At 63.2% G+C, this 16,852-nt stretch carries 17 protein-coding genes; 5 read left to right on the top strand and 12 right to left on the bottom strand.

From position 1 onward, the window contains the following. Positions 1–11 precede the first annotated feature (11 nt). Positions 12–1,163: a ceramide glucosyltransferase gene (locus FJ936_RS03235; RefSeq protein ID WP_140787183.1), complete on the bottom strand. Its 1,152-nt coding sequence runs from the start codon at positions 1,161–1,163 to the stop codon at positions 12–14. 219 nt (positions 1,164–1,382) lie between these two features. On the opposite strand from FJ936_RS03235, the gene apaG reads away from it, so the two are divergent. Continuing rightward, positions 1,383–1,775 carry a Co2+/Mg2+ efflux protein ApaG gene (apaG, locus tag FJ936_RS03230; RefSeq protein WP_023772981.1) on the top strand — a complete coding sequence of 131 codons (393 nt, stop codon included), beginning with the start codon at positions 1,383–1,385 and terminating at the stop codon, positions 1,773–1,775. A gap of 74 nt (positions 1,776–1,849) precedes the next feature. Here the strand turns inward: apaG and FJ936_RS03225 are convergent, their stop codons facing one another. From FJ936_RS03225 to FJ936_RS03215, 3 genes are all read right to left on the bottom strand, one after another. Then, positions 1,850–2,881 carry an Hsp33 family molecular chaperone gene (locus FJ936_RS03225; RefSeq protein WP_140660684.1) on the bottom strand — a complete coding sequence of 344 codons (1,032 nt, stop codon included), beginning with the start codon at positions 2,879–2,881 and terminating at the stop codon, positions 1,850–1,852. A 147-nt stretch (positions 2,882–3,028) separates the two neighbouring features. Continuing rightward, positions 3,029–3,940 carry an ornithine carbamoyltransferase gene (argF, locus tag FJ936_RS03220; RefSeq protein WP_140660683.1) on the bottom strand — a complete coding sequence of 304 codons (912 nt, stop codon included), beginning with the start codon at positions 3,938–3,940 and terminating at the stop codon, positions 3,029–3,031. Positions 3,941–3,956: 16 nt separating this feature from the next. Continuing rightward, the gene (locus FJ936_RS03215) at positions 3,957–5,156 is read right to left on the bottom strand and encodes an aspartate aminotransferase family protein (protein WP_015319292.1); all 1,200 of its coding nucleotides are present in this window, start codon (positions 5,154–5,156) and stop codon (positions 3,957–3,959) included. A 356-nt stretch (positions 5,157–5,512) separates the two neighbouring features. Here FJ936_RS03215 and FJ936_RS03210 point away from each other — a divergent pair, with 356 nt between their 5' ends. Next, positions 5,513–6,031 carry a GcrA family cell cycle regulator gene (locus tag FJ936_RS03210; RefSeq protein WP_140614743.1) on the top strand — a complete coding sequence of 173 codons (519 nt, stop codon included), beginning with the start codon at positions 5,513–5,515 and terminating at the stop codon, positions 6,029–6,031. A gap of 70 nt (positions 6,032–6,101) precedes the next feature. Here the strand turns inward: FJ936_RS03210 and FJ936_RS03205 are convergent, their stop codons facing one another. The 3 genes from FJ936_RS03205 to FJ936_RS03195 form a co-directional block, all read right to left on the bottom strand. Further along, positions 6,102–7,109, bottom strand: coding sequence for a magnesium and cobalt transport protein CorA (locus tag FJ936_RS03205; RefSeq protein ID WP_015319294.1), 1,008 nt, complete (start codon positions 7,107–7,109; stop codon positions 6,102–6,104). A gap of 97 nt (positions 7,110–7,206) precedes the next feature. After that, positions 7,207–7,932, bottom strand: a complete 726-nt coding sequence (gene phoU, locus FJ936_RS03200; RefSeq protein ID WP_015319295.1) for a phosphate signaling complex protein PhoU — start codon at positions 7,930–7,932, stop codon at positions 7,207–7,209. Between the two features lie 114 nt (positions 7,933–8,046). Next, positions 8,047–9,312, bottom strand: coding sequence for an ATP-binding protein (locus FJ936_RS03195; protein ID WP_015319296.1), 1,266 nt, complete (start codon positions 9,310–9,312; stop codon positions 8,047–8,049). Between the two features lie 156 nt (positions 9,313–9,468). Here FJ936_RS03195 and ppk2 point away from each other — a divergent pair, with 156 nt between their 5' ends. Continuing rightward, on the top strand, positions 9,469–10,377 hold the full coding sequence (ppk2, locus tag FJ936_RS03190; RefSeq protein ID WP_140787179.1) for a polyphosphate kinase 2: 909 nt from the start codon (positions 9,469–9,471) through the stop codon (positions 10,375–10,377). 52 nt (positions 10,378–10,429) lie between these two features. On the opposite strand, the gene FJ936_RS03185 is transcribed toward ppk2, so the two are convergent. The 3 genes from FJ936_RS03185 to FJ936_RS03175 form a co-directional block, all read right to left on the bottom strand. Next, complete coding sequence (locus tag FJ936_RS03185) at positions 10,430–11,179, bottom strand: enoyl-CoA hydratase-related protein (protein ID WP_140787177.1); 750 nt, start codon at positions 11,177–11,179, stop codon at positions 10,430–10,432. Next, the gene (locus FJ936_RS03180) at positions 11,176–11,814 is read right to left on the bottom strand and encodes an acyl-homoserine-lactone synthase (RefSeq protein ID WP_015319299.1); all 639 of its coding nucleotides are present in this window, start codon (positions 11,812–11,814) and stop codon (positions 11,176–11,178) included. The genes FJ936_RS03185 and FJ936_RS03180 overlap by 4 nt, the downstream gene beginning before the upstream one ends. A 98-nt stretch (positions 11,815–11,912) precedes the next feature. Then, entirely contained in the window at positions 11,913–12,644 is a 732-nt protein-coding gene (locus FJ936_RS03175; RefSeq protein WP_041163567.1) for a LuxR family transcriptional regulator, read from the bottom strand. Positions 12,645–12,901: 257 nt separating this feature from the next. Here FJ936_RS03175 and FJ936_RS03170 point away from each other — a divergent pair, with 257 nt between their 5' ends. Beyond that, positions 12,902–13,753: a transporter substrate-binding domain-containing protein gene (locus FJ936_RS03170; RefSeq protein ID WP_140787174.1), complete on the top strand. Its 852-nt coding sequence runs from the start codon at positions 12,902–12,904 to the stop codon at positions 13,751–13,753. 39 nt (positions 13,754–13,792) lie between these two features. On the opposite strand, the gene FJ936_RS03165 is transcribed toward FJ936_RS03170, so the two are convergent. Next, on the bottom strand, positions 13,793–14,206 hold the full coding sequence (locus FJ936_RS03165; RefSeq protein WP_015319302.1) for a tellurite resistance TerB family protein: 414 nt from the start codon (positions 14,204–14,206) through the stop codon (positions 13,793–13,795). 156 nt (positions 14,207–14,362) lie between these two features. Here FJ936_RS03165 and FJ936_RS03160 point away from each other — a divergent pair, with 156 nt between their 5' ends. Then, positions 14,363–16,009, top strand: coding sequence for a lysine--tRNA ligase (locus FJ936_RS03160; protein WP_015319303.1), 1,647 nt, complete (start codon positions 14,363–14,365; stop codon positions 16,007–16,009). Here the strand turns inward: FJ936_RS03160 and FJ936_RS03155 are convergent. Continuing rightward, entirely contained in the window at positions 15,975–16,847 is an 873-nt protein-coding gene (locus tag FJ936_RS03155; RefSeq protein WP_348642576.1) for a thermonuclease family protein, read from the bottom strand. The two genes, FJ936_RS03160 and FJ936_RS03155, sit on opposite strands and share 35 nt — an antisense overlap. Positions 16,848–16,852: the final 5 nt, after the last annotated feature.

Genomic DNA, 16,852 nt, shown 5'->3' with positions numbered 1-16,852 from the left:
GTCAGCAGCGATCAGGCGCTCGACGGCGTCTCCTCCAGTTCCGCCGTCTTGGTCCGGATGGTCATGGCGTTGCCGCGCCAGTCGACAGCGCCGCCGAGCCAGCCGCGCGCCCAGATGGCCGGGAGCATGACGTCCCGCGCGACCGTCGCCGCGATCATGCGCGTCGAGACGTGCCAACCCTTGGCCAGGGCCAGAGCGCATTCCGGAAGATAGAATGCCGCCAGCACGGCAATCGCGGTCGCCCAGAGACTGACGCCGGCGCTCGCCGCGGCAATCAGCGCAAGAACCAGCGGGACCGCCGCACCAGTCAGGATCTCGGGCGCGAAGAACAGCGGGAAAGTGACGCGGCGCAGGCGCGCCCAGCGGGCCTGGCGCGACCAGATTTCGCCAAACGTGCGCTGGCCGAGGGGCTGCTCGAAGGGCGCCGCAACGAGGTTGACACGCAGGCCGAGGCCGTTCACCAGCTTGGTTGCGGCGGCGTCCTCGGCGATCTCGGCGGCCAGCGCGCGGATGCCGCCGTTGGCGTCGAGCATCGGCTTGTTCCACAGCATGCTCTTGCCCTGCGCGAAGCCGAGGCCGAGCGCCTCGCCGGCATACTGCCAGCGGGCCTGCAATGTGTTGAGGAAGGCGCATTCGACGTCGGCCCAGAAACCATCTGGCCTGGAGCCGATCGGCGTCGAGCAGACAAGGCCGGTACCGTGCTGCCACGCCGCCATCATGTGCTCGACATAGTCCCTCGGCATCAGAACGTTGGAATCGGCAAGAATGACCCAGGCGTGGCGCGCCGCTTCCCAGCCTTTGACGCAATTGTTGAGCTTTGGATTGGCACTGACACGGTCGTCGCCGATCAACAGCCGGGCCGGCACCTGCGGAAACCGGGCAATCGCCCTGTTTATCAGTTTGACCACCGGGTCGTCGGCATGGGCGACGCAGAAGATCAGTTCGTAGCGTGGCCAGTCGAGCGCGAAGGCCCGTTCCAGCGTCTCATGTGTGAACGGCTCGACGCCGCGCGACGGGACGACAATCGACACCGCCGGCGATCTGCCCGCCGGCGGGGCGATCGTGGTGCGCCGTTTCAGCTGTGAAGCGGCAAGCAGGATGCTGGCAGCGTTCGAGAGGATGAGGGCAGTCGAAAGCGAGGCGGATATGAGAGTGAGTTCCATCGAGATCTGGTCACTCCGGAAGTCGGCCCGCGTCGCGGCCGTTTTCAACAGTTCGACAGAGGGCCGAGTCGCCCGGTTCGCGCACACCACCATTGTCGTGTGTCACTTAAATGACATTCTTTGCCGGCACCTGCGTTTCAATCCCAGGCGCGACAAGACGCGCACGTTGACCTGCTCACCGCGAGCGTCGAAAGTCGTCGGATTGTTTTGGAGCCGCTCATGTACCGCGCCGTGACGCGCAACATCGAAGTGCAGGTCAGGCCGTTCTATCTGGAGGATCGTTCGGATCCCCAGGAGAACCGCTACGTCTGGGGCTATCAGATAACGATCGACAACCAGTCTGACGAGTTCGTGCAGCTTCTGTCGCGCTATTGGCACATCACCGATGGTGCCGGCCGGGTCGAGGAAGTCCGCGGGCCGGGCGTTGTCGGCGACCAGCCGGAACTCAATCCCGGCGACAGCTATCAGTACACGTCCGGCTGCCCGCTCTCGACACCCTCCGGGATCATGGTCGGACGCTACACGATGCGCAACAAGCGCGGCGAGACGTTCGACATCGCCATCCCGGCCTTCTCGCTCGATCTGCCGGGGACAAGGCGCACGGTGAACTGAGGGCCGACGGTCGCGTCGCCCCTCATCCGCCCTTCGGGCACCTTCTCCCCGCAGAACGGAGAGAAGGAAAGGCTTTACTGAGCCGCAAACTCGGCTGGATCGAAGTCGTACTGCGTCGAGCAGAATTCGCAGGCGACATGGATGCCGCCATCCTCGGTGCTGTCCTTGATCTCCTGCGCTGAGAAGCCTTCGAGGATGCCACGGATCTTGTCGCGGGAGCATGAGCACTGGTCGGCCACGGGAACGCCGCCGAAGACGCGCACGCCATGCTCATGGAACAGACGATAGAGCAGCCGCTCGGCGCCGATGGTCGGGTCGATCAATTCGGTCGGCTCGATGGTGCCGAGCAAGGCCAGGAGTTCCTGCCAGGAATTATCGGCCGGATCGTGGACTTCCTCGCGCGGATCGCCGTCCCCACCCGGCAGGTCCGGAATGCGCATGCGCTCGGGCGATTGCGGCAGGAACTGCGCCAGGATGCCGCCGGCGCGCCATTGCTCGCGCGCGCCGCCGATCCCGGGCGTCAGCAGCTTGGCGACCGAGAGCCTGATATCGGTCGGGATCTGTTCCGACTGACGGAAATAGGTGCGCGCCGCGTCTTCCAGCGTTTCGCCGTCGAGCTGGACGATGCCTTGGTAGCGCTGGGTATGGGCGCCCTGGTCGATGGTCAGCGCCAGCACGCCGCTGCCAAGCAGCGTCTGCTGGGACGTCTCGCCTGCCGCGACCAGTGCTTCGAGCCGATCCGCATCGAAGCGTGCATAGGCGCGCAGTGCCGAGGGCGTGGAGAAGTCCGCGACCAGCATGTCTACAGGCCCGTCGGTACGGGTCTGCAGGATGAACTTGCCTTCGAATTTGAGCGAGGTGCCGAGCAGAACGGTCAGCACGCAGGCTTCCGCCAGCAGGCGGGCGACCGGCTCGGGATAATCGTGGCGGCCAAGGATGGCGTCGAGCATCGGCCCAAGCTGGACCGTGCGGCCGCGCACGTCGAGCGGACCGACCTCGAAGGGAACGACGTGATCGTCGCCGGCGTAGCCGAACTCGCCGAGTTTGGGGTGATGTTCAGTCACTTGATGGCTTTCCAACATGACAAAGCTCCAGGGCGCGGCCATGCGGCCCTGGTGGGCACATGCGTCCAAACGCGCTTGATTTGCGTGATGCGGCGCAGATAGGCATCGCGCCGCCGCAGATCAAGCGCCTGGGCATTTCAGGCGCCTGGGCATTTCGGGCGTCCAAGACACTTCAAGCCCCAAGACACTTCAAGCACCGAGGCACCAGGCAAGCACTGCCTTCTGGGCATGGAGCCGGTTCTCGGCCTCGTCGAAGACCACCGAATGCGGCCCGTCGATGACCTCGTCGGTCACTTCCTCGCCGCGATGGGCCGGCAGGCAGTGCATGAACAATGCATCCGGCTTGGCCTTGGCCATCAGCGCCGCGTTGACCTGATAGGGCGAGAAGACATTGTGCCCGCGAGCACGGTGTTCCTGTCCCATCGACACCCAGCAATCGGTGACGATGCAGTCGGCCTGGTCGACGGCTTCCTCGGGCGAGCGGGTGAAATGCAGCTTGCCGCCATGCGCCTTGGACCAGTCGACATGCTTCTGCGCCGGTTCGCTGCCTTCGGGCACGGCGACGTTGAGATTGAAGCGGAACCGTGCCGAGGCCTCGAGCAGCGAGTGCAGCACATTGTTGCCGTCGCCGGTCCAAGCAATCGTCTTGCCGGCCACCGGACCGCGATGCTCCTCGAAAGTCATGATGTCGGCCATCAGCTGGCAAGGGTGGGTGTCGTCGGTCAGTCCGTTGATCACCGGAACGGTGGCATTCTCGGTCAGCTCCAGCAGCCGCTCATGCGAGGTGGTGCGGATCATGATCGCATCGACATAGCGCGACAGCACCTTGGCGGTGTCGGCGATTGTCTCGGAGCGGCCGAGCTGCATCTCGGTGCCGGTCAGCATGATGGTCTCGCCGCCGAGCTGGCGCATGCCGACGTCGAAAGAAACGCGCGTGCGCGTCGACGGCTTGTCGAAGATCATGGCCAGCACCTTGCCTTCGAGCGGCTTGCTCCGCTCGCCGGCCTTGAGACGCGCCTTTCGCGTCACCGCATCATCCAGCATGAAGCGCAAATCGCCTTCGGAAACGGTGGAAAGATCGGTGAAATGGCGAACTGACATCAGGAATGGTTCCGGATTACTTCGCGGCGGCGGAGGCGATCGCCTCCGACAGGCCCTTGGCGCCGGCGCGGATGCGGTTGAGCGCTTCGTGAATCTCGGCGTCGGTGACGGTGAGCGGTGGCAGCAGGCGAATGACGTTGTCGCCGGCCGGAACCGCCAGCAAATGCTGGTCGCGCAGCGCCATGTTCACCTTGCCGTTAGGCATCGCGCATTTGAGGCCGAGCATCAGCCCGGTGCCCCTGATATCCTCGACAATTTCGGGGAATTCGTCGGCTATCGAGGCTAGCCCCTGCTTCATCAGCAGCGCCTTGCGCTGGACATCCTCCAGGAAGCCGTCTTCCAGAACGACGTCGAGCACGGCGTTGCCGACCGCCATTGCGAGCGGATTGCCGCCGAATGTGGTGCCGTGCACGCCGGCGGTCATGCCGACGGCCGCCTCGTCGGTGGCAAGGCAGGCGCCCATCGGGAAGCCGCCGCCAATGCCCTTGGCGATTGCCATGATGTCGGGCGTCACCGCGGACCACTCATGTGCGAACAGCTTGCCGGTACGGCCAATGCCGCACTGGACCTCGTCGTATATCAACAACAGGCCGTGCTGTTCGCAGAGCTGCCGCAGCCGCTTGAGCGACTGTGTCGGTACTGGGCGGATACCGCCCTCGCCTTGCACCGGCTCGATCAGGATCGCGGCGGTCTCGGGCGTGATCGCCTTCTCGGCGGCGTCGATGTCGTCGAAGCCAACCTGGTCGAAGCCTTCGACCTTGGGTCCGAAGCCTTCGAGATATTTGTACTGGCCGCCTGCCGCGATGGTCGCCAGCGTGCGGCCATGGAAGGCGCCTTCGAAGGTGATGATGCGGAAGCGCTCGGGATGTCCCTTGACGAAGTGGTAGCGCCGCGCCGTCTTGATCGCGCATTCCAGCGCCTCGGCGCCGGAATTGGTGAAGAACACCTTGTCGGCGAAGGTGGCATCAGCCAGCCGCTCGCCAAGTCTGCTCTGCCCCGGGATCTCATAGAGATTGGAGACGTGCCAGAGTTTCGCCGCCTGCTCGGTGAGGGCCGCGACAAGGTGCGGATGGCCATGGCCAAGCGAATTGACCGCGATGCCGCCGGCGAAATCGAGATATCGCTCGCCCTTGTCGGTAACCAGCCAAGTGCCTTCCCCATGGTCGAAGGCCAGGGGTGCGCGAGCAAAGGTCTCGTAAAGCGCCGAACCGCTCATTATATGCGTCTCCGGTACCGGAAAATCAAAAAAGCCGCCAAAGCGGCGGCCTTCTGCGGCTTATCGTGTTTTTCGGCCATGAAGTCAACGAAAACGTCGCGTAGTGGCGCGCGGCAAGCTCCCCGACGCAACGCCGGCTCATGAGCGACCGGGCAAGTTGGGGAAAACCGAAAAAACCGATTCGTGTTGCACTTGGGACTCTTGTCACCGAGTCAGCGCATAGAGTAGTTGTAGTCGAGAAATAACTAGATTTCGTGCGGCGGACCTAATCACCAGATATATGTGGTGTCTGCCCCAGCAGTGGTGCTGGGTCGGGAATGGATTCTGATTGCCGCACGCTTATGAGGAGCGCGGTCATGAACTGGACTGACGAGCGGGTAGAACTCTTGAGAAAACTGTGGTCGGAGGGTCTGAGCGCAAGCCAGATTGCTGCGCAGCTTGGAGGGGTCAGCCGCAATGCCGTCATCGGCAAGGTGCACCGGCTGAAGCTGTCGGGTCGCGGTCGCGCAACAGCGACGCCGGCGCGCCAGAAGAAGGCGACGCAGGGATCGACCGTCCAGAAGTCGGTGGCGCGCGCCGCAAGCACGGCACGCCACGTCACGACTTCGATCGGCGCGACGGCCCTTCAGACGCAATTCGACGCCGAACCGGTGGCGCGGCACTACATCCGTCCGGTCGAGAACGTCGTAGTGCCGATCTCACGGCATCTGCAGCTCGTCGAACTGACCGAGCGCACCTGCAAATGGCCGAACGGCGATCCACTTTCGGAGGACTTCAATTTCTGCGGCAACGAAGCCGCTGAAACCGGTCCCTACTGTAAATACCATGCCCGCGTGGCGTTCCAGCCGGCGGCGGAGCGGCGGCGCAATCGCTGAGAGTGAGTAGTGAGTAAATAAGCGCTCCCACAACCGACTACTCACTAATCACTACTCACTACCGACTTCCTCACAGCCAGCCGTTCTTCCTGAAGCGCCAATACAGGAAGCAGCAGATCAGCGCGATGGTGGCCAGCACCATCGGATAGCCATATGCCATCTTCAGCTCCGGCATGTCGGTAAAGTTCATGCCGTAGATGCCGGCGAATGCGGTTGGCACCGCCAGGATGGCCGCCCATGAAGCGAGTTTCTTGGAGATCGCCGTTTCCTGGCTTTGGCCGACCAGAAGACTGGCCTCGAAGGCAAAGGCCAGCACCTCGCGCAGACTGTCGATCTTCTCCTGGACGGTACGGATATGATCCGTCACGTCGCGGAACAGCGGGTGCATGGCCGAATGGATCTGCGGCAGGTCGGCGCTGGTCAGCCGGCGACAGACTTCCACCAGGGGCAATGCCGCGTTGCGCAGGCGCAGGAGGTCGCGGCGCAGCATGTAAAGGCGTTCGATGTCGGGGCCGGTCATTGGCTTCAGCAGGACCTTGTCCTCGATCGCCTCGACCTCGTCCTCGATCTGCTCGAGCACGGGCATGTAATTGTCGACGATGAAGTCGAGAATGGCATAGAGGACGAAATCCTCTCCCTTGGCCAGCGAGTGCGGGCAGCTTTCCCAGTGCTGCCGCACGGCGGCATAGGATGTCGAAGGACCGTGCCTGACGCTGACGATATAGCCTGAGCCGACAAACAGATGTGTCTCGCCGAAGGTGACGCGCCCGTCGATCAGCTGCGCCGTGCGGGCGACGATGAACAGCGCATCGCCATATTGCTCGATCTTTGGCCGCTGGTGCGGATGCTCGGCATCCTCGATCGCCAGTTCATGCAGATGAAACTGCGCCTTGACGCGCAGCAGAAGTTCGCGGTCAGGCTCAAGCAGCCCGATCCAGACGACATGTCCCGACTTCTTGGCCCATTCGCCCGCTTCCTCGATCGGAATATCGGCGATACGGCGCCCGGCGGTATAGACACCGCAGGCGATGATGCCCGATGTCGGCGGCGAGGCCTTGAACTCCCGGACATATTCCATGGCAGCCTCCCGAAAGCGTTGCCTTCCCTGGGGAACCGGCAAGCTTATCTTGGGATAGTCTAGCGCAATATGATCAAGCGTTCGAGAGGACGTGCGTTCACTTCACCGGCAGCGCCTCGGGGAGGCCGATCTTGTCGGTCTTGTCGCCTTTCGGCCGGTCGGCGGGCATCTGGTCGCCGGTGACGATATAGTAGATGGTCTCGGCGATGTTGGTGGCGTGATCGCCGATCCGCTCGATATTCTTGGCGCAGAACAGCAGATGCGTACAGGGCGTGATGTTGCGCGGATCTTCCATCATGTAGGTCAGCAATTCGCGAAACAGCGACGTGTACATGGCATCGATCTGGTCGTCACGGTCGCGCACGAAGCCGATCTTGTCGACTGAGCGCGATGCATAGACGTCGAGGACTTCCTTCAGCTGGGTCAGCGCCAAATTGGCCAGAGCCTCCAAGCCGCGAAACAGGCTGGTCGGCTGCCGGCCGTCGGTAACGGCAACCACCCGCTTGGCGACGTTCTTGCCGAGGTCGCCGACGCGCTCGAGGTCGGCCGAAATGCGGATGGCGCCGACGATCTCGCGCAGGTCAGTCGCCATAGGCTGACGCCTGGCGATAATGATGATCGCCTTGTCGTCGATCTCACGCTGTCCCTCGTCCAGGACGGCGTCGTCTCGGATGACCTTCTGAGCCAGCCCCGGATCGGCATTGACCAGGGCGGCGACCGCCTGCTCGACCATGCGCTCGGCGTGCCCACCCATCGCGGCGATGCGCTTCGAAAGATATTTCAGTTCCTCGTCATAGGCGCTGACAATGTGAACGGACTGCATGGATGAAATGCCTTCCCACGGGATCTTGTCTTTGAGTCGTTTCCTCGAATCCCCGCTGATACGCTAACGGGATGACAGAAAAAAGAAACGGCCCCGTGGAAAACTAGGGCAGTATCAGTGCGCCGGCAAATGGACCGAGAAGGCGGCGCCCTTACCGACCTCGGACCTGATCGTCAGCCTGGCGTTGTGACGCGTCAGGATGTGCTTGACGATCGACAGGCCAAGCCCCGTGCCCTTCTGGGTCCGGCTGGTCTCGACATCGATACGATAGAAGCGCTCGGTGATGCGCGGTATGTGCTCCTCGGGGATGCCGGGGCCAAAATCCCTGATGGTGACGTCGATGCCGGGTTCGGAACCATCATCGCCGCGCGCGATCGACACCACGACACGACCGCCCGACTGGCCGTATTTGCAGGCATTTTCCAAAAGGTTCTCGAACACCTGGAACAACTCGTCGCGATCGCCCGGCACATCGAGCGGCCCCTTGGCGAAATCGCGCTCGATGGCGACATTGTTTTCGCGGGCGAGCGGGCCGAGCGAATCAATGACGCTGTCGACGGTCTGGCGCAGATCGACTTCGGTTCCCGGCTTGAGATAGGGCTTCATCTCCAATCGCGACAGCGACAGGAGGTCGTCGATCAGGCGCGCCATGCGGCCGGTCTGGTTCTGCATGATCTGGAGGAACTGCTCGCGCGCCGCCGGATCGTTGCGGGCCGGTCCGCGCAGCGTTTCGATGAAGCCCGCGATCGAGGCCAGCGGGGTGCGCAATTCGTGGCTGGCATTGGCAATGAAATCGGCGCGCATGCGGTCGATACGCCGCGCCTCGCTCTGGTCCTTGAAAACCAGCACATAAAGATCGGTGCCATGCCCGACCGAGGATGCGCTGACCCGGTAGGCCCGTTCGACAGGCAGTTTCTCGGTGTAGTCGACGACATCCGAGGCGACAGTGCCCGACAGCACACTGTCCAGCAGCGCCTGCATTTCCGGCGCCCGGAATTTCAGCGGCAGCGATATGCCGGGCGCGATGCCGCCAAAGGCGGCAAAGGCGGCGGCGTTGGCGTGGACGATGGTGGCGGCGTGGTCGAAGATGATGAGCGGGTCGGCCACGGCGGCCGCCAGATATTCACCGGACAGGCGCTGCAAGCCAATCGCCTCGATCGCCGCGGCGTTCCCCGCGGAATGGCGGGCGCCGGTGACCGGCAATATTGCCGCGGCCGGCAGCAGGAGCAGCGCCGGCACCAGCACGTAGGCGGAAAAGCCCGCGAAGCCAAAGGCGATCAGAACCGCCACGACACCGGCCGCAAGCAGCCAGCGGCTGTGCCACAGCCGAGCGGCCACAGCTTGCCCCGTGCTCTTCTGCTCTGCGCCCAGCTCGGTCATTCGCGCGCCCAGCCTCCACCGGTCAGACGGCGGCGAAAACTTCCGCTGGACCGCAAATCAAAAGTGCTACAGCCTCCTTTGCGCGTCCAAACGGAGGCGCGGCGCTGTAGTGGCTCCCAATAGCATGAGTCCAGACACTTAAAAGGGTTCGTCTGCATGAAAAAAGCCAACGACAATTCGGTCACTCCAACCTCAGGCCCGCTGAAAATCAGGATCGGCGGCAAGGAACGGGAGTTCGATATCGAGAATCCCGAGCTTCCGGACTGGGTCGAGGAGAACAAGCTGACCGCGGGTGGATATCCTTACGACAAGAAGATGAAGAGCGAGGAGTATGACGAGACGCTCGAGAAATTGCAGATCGAGCTCGTCAAGGCGCAGGCATGGCTGCAGGCGACCGGCAAGCGGATGATGGCGCTGTTCGAGGGTCGTGACGCGGCCGGCAAGGGCGGCACGATATTCGTGCTGCGCCAGTATCTTAACCCACGCACGGCGCGCAACGTCGCGCTGACCAAGCCAACCCCGACGGAACTGGGGCAATGGTACTACCAGCGCTACGCCGACCATTTCCCGACAGCGGGCGAATTCGTCACCTTCGACCGCTCCTGGTACAATCGTGCCGGCGTCGAGCCGGTAATGGGTTTTTGCACCCCCGAACAGCACGAGAAGTTTCTCGACGAGACGCCGCATTTCGAACGCATGATCGTCAATGACGGCATCTATTTCTTCAAATTCTGGCTGAACATCGGCCGGGAGACGCAGCTCGAGCGCTTTCACGATCGCCGCTACAGCCCCCTGAAGAGCTGGAAATTCTCGCCGATCGACATTGCCGGCATCACCAAGTGGGACGATTACACCAAGGCGCGCGACACCATGTTCGAGCGCACCCACAAGGAGTTCGCGCCATGGATCATCGTGCGGGCCAACGACAAGCGCCGCGCGCGGCTGGCGGTGATGCGCCGCATCCTCCTGTCGCTGCCCTATGAGGGGCGCGATCTCGACGATATCGGCAAGGAAGACAAGAAGATCATCGGCGAAGGGCCGTCATTCCTGGGCAAGGAAAGCTGATCCCTGCCGTGCCGCGTGATGGTCCGCGCGGCACGGCATTCCGGGCGGTGGCTCAGGCAGCCAGCCTGGCGATCCGCTGCAACCGTCGCAACGTGGCGTCGTCCTGCAGCGCCTGCTGGAACAGCGATATCTCCTCGTCGATGCGCTCGCAAAGCGCGGCGGTGTTCCCCTTGAGCAGGCCCCGTGTCTGCAGCAAAGCGGCAACCGGCTTTTTGGCGAGCTGCCTGGCCCGGCCAAGCGCCGCTTCCTCGACGCTGCCTTCCGCGACGATCTCGGCGACGAGGCCGAGCGCCCTGGCGTCTTCGGCACCAAGCGTGTCGCCGAGACAGAAGAAGCGGAAAGCACCGGCATAGCCGAGTTTCTGCGGCGCCAGGATGCTGGTTGCCGCGTCCGGCACCAGGCCGAAATCGACGAACGGCACCCGGAAGGTGCTTTTTTCAGATGCGATCACCATGTCGCAATGGAACAGGATGGTGCAGCCGACGCCGACGGCATCGCCGTCGACACAGGCCAGGATCGGCTTTGGAAACGTCGCCAGCATGCGGAACATGTCGGTGACGGCGGCGATCAGCTTCTGGTGCTTGGCGGCATCCAGGAATTCGGAAAAGTCACCACCAAGGCAGAAGCAGCCGGCCAGGCCGCGCAGCACGACAACCCGCACCTCGTCATTCTCGGCGGCTTCATGGAACGTCCTGGCAAGGCTCTCATAGGCCCTCCGGTCGAGCACCGGCCGGCCGTCGTTCGACGACACGGTGACGATCAGTGTGTGGTTGCGCAGTTCGGGTTGCGGGTGCGCGCTCATGACGCCCTCCTTTGACCGAACATGTCGGGATATCCCCTGGCCAGGACGGGTGCATGATGATTGCGGCGCGAACGCACCACGTCCAGCGTGTGCTCGTTGAAGGTGAGCAGCGTCGCCACGACCTGCTGGTTGCCATAGGTGCGCTGATAACCGAGCGGCGTCGCCAGGAAGTGCAGTTGCAATGCGCGCAGCACCCACATCGGCTCGAACTCGATGATCACCTTGTCGACGCCGCGCTTCAGACCCCACTCGACGAAACCGGCTATCAATTCCGTGCCGACGGTCGAGACGCCGCGCCGGCCATCGCGAAAACCCGGAGCCACCGCGTAGCGGGTCAACTCCCAGATGTTGGGACCCGCCGGCGGCGTTCCTTCGGAGAGATCGGTCAACACCTCGGTCAACAAATGCGGCCGTGTGGTCGGCAACATCCTCTGATAGCCCGCGACTTCATTGCCCCTGATGACGATCTGATGCACCGCCTCGTCATGATCGAACTGGTCGACTTCAAATCCGTCGGGGCGCCGAAGGTCCTCCCATCCCATCTCCTCGACGAATATCCGGTAGCGCAGCCGATGGACGGCCTCCCAAAGGTCGGGACGTTCCATCAATTCCTTGGTCGTAAGACAAAAAAGCATTCCGTAGTCTCCTGTGGTTCAGGGGAAGATACGGCCGTGCTTCGATGCGAAAATTGCGTGATCACGTAGGCAAGAAGTTCTAGGCCTGCACGGCCGACCTAGCTAATGTAGCCGCGCCTTATCGCCTCGGCGACTGCCTGGACCCGGTTGACGGCACCGAGTTTGCTTTTGGCGTTAAGAAGATGTTTCTCCGAGGTGTGCTCGGAGATGCCGAGGATTTGGGAAATCTCCCATTCGGACTTGCCGACGGCAGCCCATTGCAGGCATTCGCGTTCGCGCGGCGTCAGCTCGATGTGATCGATCGTCGTGGTCGCCATGGTGTGGAGTTGCATGGCGCGGCCGACGGCATAGGTCGAGACCAGGGAGACCAGGCCGAACTCGGCCGCCGACAGTTCCACGGCCTCGCCCCCCAGCGACACCATGACGATTTCGCCGTCGAGCGTGATCAACGGAAAGGCCAGCCCGTCGCGCAACTTGAAGGCGCCGGCGTCGCCCATCACTTCGCCGCTGCTCTTGTCGATGCGGATGCCCTGGGCGGCTTCCCGCCACTGGAACGGCGCTTGCAGCTGTTTCATGTGACTGACGACGGGATCGTGATCGACATAGTTGCGCGTCACGTAGCGCTCGAGCCATTCGACCGGCCAGTCGCAGAGCAGCACATGCTGCTTCTGCTGGCCCGTCGGTGTGCCCGGCTGCGGAACGGTTCCGGCCATCAGCGCGGTCAGACCGAACTCCGACGTTACGCCCAACAGTTTCTCGCAGACCGCGGCCGCCGTTGCGGCGTGCTGCAGTTGATCTATGTATTCCAGCGTTCGATCGAACTGACTCATCGCAACATCAACCCCATGTTGCCTCATGCATTAAGTCCATGGTCCGCGCCTTCCCGGCACTTCGCCACCGACCGCGGATTGCAAAGCGCCCGCTTCCGGTTGTGGTTCTCGACCCTGGTATTCCCACCAGGGCAGCCACCGCTGTTTGCAAACCGACCGAACCATATCCTGAAATCGAAGCGTTGAAATCAAAAAGCATTGTGCCTGTATCGTTTTCGTACCAAAACCGGCACGAGCACGGGTGCGGGAGTTTTATCGTGGCGTTCCAATGGAGGTCCCATGTCCTGGCAGCGGCGCTCATCGCCGCATTGTCATGGGTTTCCGGCGCGGGCGCGGCCGAGCCGCAGGTGCCGGTGTTGTGGGATGCCAAGGAGCGGCTTCCGAAGCCCGACCTTGCGGCGCTGCCGCGGCTGCGGTTCCTGACGACCACGGATTTTCCGCCCTTCAATTTCCTCGACGGCGCGGGGAAGCTGTCCGGTTTCCACATCGACCTAGCGCGCGCCATCTGCGCGGAACTCGGCATCGTCGACAAATGCCAGATCCAGGCCTTGCCTTGGGCGGAGCTTCAAGGCGCGCTTGAGAGGGGCGAAGGTGAAGCTGTTATCGCCGGCATTGCCCCGACGTCACAGTCGCGCCAGACATACGCCTTCTCGCGCGCCTACCTGCAGTTCCCGGCGCGCTTCATCACTGCGAAGAACAAGGCGCTGGCGGAACCGCTCTTCGACAAATTGCACGGCAAGCGAGTCGGCGTGATATCGGGCTCGGCCCATGAACGCATGCTGCGCGATTATTTCGGCACGATCCAGGTCGTCCCCTTCGACAAGCCGGAAGCCCTCTATGGCGACCTCAAGGCCGGCAAGATCGACGCGGCTTTCGGTGATGGCATGCGCTTCGCCTTCTGGCTCGGCGGCTCCGATGCCGCCGGCTGCTGTCGCTTTGCCGGCGGCCCCTACCTGGCGCCCGAATATCTGGGCACCGGAATGGCCATCGCCACGCGAGCGGACAATCCGGCGCTGGCCGCGGCCCTCGACTACGCTTTGCAAGAGATTTCGATGAAAGGCACCTTTGCCGAATTCTACCTGCGCTATTTCCCGGTCAGTTTCTTCTGATCCGGTCCGGTCAGCTTTTCTGATCCGGCCGTAACCTCGTCAGGTCAGAGTTCGCAGCCTTGCCTTGGCCGCACGGCCGATGGCCGCCACGGTCAGCGTGTCGAGATCGAGCTGGCGACGGATCAACTGCAGCACCCGCACTTCCTCCAGCCGCATCTCCAGATCGACGGCGGCCACTTCGAAGGCCGCGGCATAGGCGGTGTCGCGCAACCGCTCCGGCAGCGCCTCCGAGACCTGGGTCAGGACACCTTCGAGCCCACCCTTCTCATGCAGCATCTTCTGGCAGGCCTGGGCCACGGCAACCAACCGGTCCTGCTTGAAATCCTCGAACACCGGCCACGAGCGAACAACCTCACCGATCCTGGCCAGTTCGACATCGGTCATGTCCCGGTCGGAGGCCGAAGTGATGACCATCAGATAGATCAGGGCTTCGTGCGGGGTGGGCGACAGCATTCTTTGCTCCTTGAACGGGCTCCGAAGGTAGGAAGGGGAGCCTGAGGCCGCAAGGAAAAAGCGCCCGACGCGTTGACGCTCCGGCCACGCACGCCTAGAGACCGGTTGAAAATGCACTTGCGGCTATTGCCGGGATACAATCTGGAAAACTGTGACATGGCGGGATCAAACATCATCGATCTCAATCCCGAACTGCTGACGGCCGCGGCCGAGAGCAAGGCATGGCCGTTCGAGGAAGCCAAAAAGATCATCGAACGCTACAAGGGCGCCGATTTCCCCGAAACGATCCTGTTCGAGACCGGCTATGGGCCGTCGGGCCTGCCGCATATCGGCACGTTCGGCGAAGTGGCGCGCACCTCGATGGTGCGCCATGCGTTTCGCGTGCTGACGCAGGACAAGGTCGCGACCAAGCTGCTGTGCTTTTCCGACGACATGGACGGCATGCGCAAGATACCCGACAGCGTGCCGGACCGCGCTGCGCTCGAGCCATATCTGCACAAGCCGCTGTCATCGGTGCCCAACCCCTTCGGCGGCGACTATGCGAGCTTCGCCGACCATAACAATGCGATGCTCTGCCGCTTCCTCGACACGTTCGGCTTCGATTACGAATTCGCCAGTGCGACGCAGTACTACAAGTCAGGCCGTTTCGACGCGATGCTGTTGCGCGCCGCCGAACGCTACGACCAGATCATGGCGGTCATGCTGCCGACGCTCGGACCCGAGCGGCAGGCGACCTACAGCCCCTTCCTGCCGATCTCGCCAAAGAGTGGGCGCGTGCTTTACGTTCCCATGAAGCATGTCGACGCCAAGGCCGGCACCATCACCTTCGACGATGATGGCACCGAAACCACGCTGCCGGTCACCGGCGGCCGCGTGAAGCTGCAGTGGAAGCCGGATTTCGGCATGCGCTGGGCGGCACTCGGCGTCGATTTCGAGATGTTCGGCAAGGACCATCAGACCAATGCAGTGGTCTATGACCGCATCTGCAACATACTGGGCGGGCGGGCGCCGGAGCATTTCGTCTACGAACTGTTCCTCGATGAGAATGGCCAGAAGATCTCCAAGTCGAAAGGCAACGGCCTGACCATCGACGAATGGCTGACCTATGCGCCGACCGAGAGCCTCGGGCTCTACATGTACCAGCGGCCGCGGCAGGCCAAGAAACTCTATTTCGACGTCATCCCGCGGGCCGTGGACGAATACTACACCTTCCTCGCCGCCTATCCCCGCCAGGAGTGGAAGGAGCGGCTGGGCAACCCGGTCTGGCATATGCATGACGGCAATCCGCCCGCCATCGACATGCCGGTGCCGTTCTCGTTGCTGCTCAACCTTGTCAGCGCCTCCAATGCGCAGAACAAGGAGGTGCTGTGGGGCTTCATCTCGCGTCACGTCGCGGGTGTGACTCCGGCGACCCATCCCGAGCTCGACCGGCTGACGGGCTACGCGATCCGCTACTTCGACGATTTCGTGAAGCCGACGAAAACCTTTCGCCCGGCCGACGAGGTCGAGCGGGAAGCGCTGGTGGCTCTCGAAAAGGCACTTGGCGACTTGCCGGCGGGCGCCAGCGGCGAAGCGATCCAGAACGCTTCGCTCAACGTGGCGCGCAAGATCGAACGCTACCAGGATCATTCCAAGCAAAGTCCGGAAGGTGGCCCGGGTGTTTCAGGCGCCTTCTTCCAGATGATCTACCAGGTGCTGATCGGCCAGGAGCGTGGCCCACGCTTCGGGTCGTTCGCCGCCCTCTACGGCGTCGCCGAGACCCGCTCGCTCATTCAGAAGGCGCTGGCTGGTCAGCTGGCTTGAGGACGCCGCCCTCCTCTTGCAGGATCGAGTCCTCCTCCAGGATCGAGCCCGGCGCCTGAGGCGCTGGGGTGGGTGCGGCCGGCATCGCCGAGATGCCGGCAAGGTTCGGCGCCGACCCGAAAATGCCTTTCTTCGCGCCTTGTGCCTTGTCACCGGCCTCGACATAGGGTCCGCCCTTGGCGGCACGCGCCCAGCCGTTTTCGACCAGCCATTGACCGACGTCCTGCTTGCCGATCCGGCATTCCGCCGCAATCCGGTCGCGTCCGCCTTCCGGCGGCACCGTGCAAACCACGGCGCGGCCGCGCAGAAAGGCGCGGAATGCCGTGCGCGCGCGGATGCCGCACGGCCAGGGTTTCCCGTCGGTGGTGCAGGTCTCGTCCTGCCTGACGACATCGATGCCGGAAATCGCGACCGAATACCCCTTCGCCTCGATCAGGCCGGCGGCCGGAGCGACCGGCTGGAACAGCTTCGTGCCGTTCCAGTCGTCGGGCATTTTAGGCTTGGGCGGCACGGCGAGCGCCAGCTTGCTCAACGGCGCACGCGGCTCGACCCGCTCGAGTTCGCCGGTGGGCAGTTCCGGCGGCGCGACCACGTCCGGGTCGATCGCCCGCGAATGCACCGCCGGATTTGGTGGCTGCGCCGGTGCACGAATCGCTGAGGTGGACGGTTCCTCGGGCGTCGCATCCCTATCTGCCTCAGCGGTAGTGTCGGCGCCGGGATCGATCTGATCCACCGCAACAGTGCTTTCGCTGCCTTTCAGCGTGCGTCCGCCGGCAACGACCAGCGCCGCCATCGCCGGGATCATCAGAACCGCTAGGACAAGATGAGGAAGTCGCACCCGTT

Origin of the sequence: Mesorhizobium sp. B2-4-13 (genome assembly GCF_006658535.1) — a bacterium.
Taxonomy (GTDB): domain Bacteria; phylum Pseudomonadota; class Alphaproteobacteria; order Rhizobiales; family Rhizobiaceae; genus Mesorhizobium; species Mesorhizobium australicum.
This window is presented reverse-complemented; position numbering and strand designations above follow the sequence as displayed.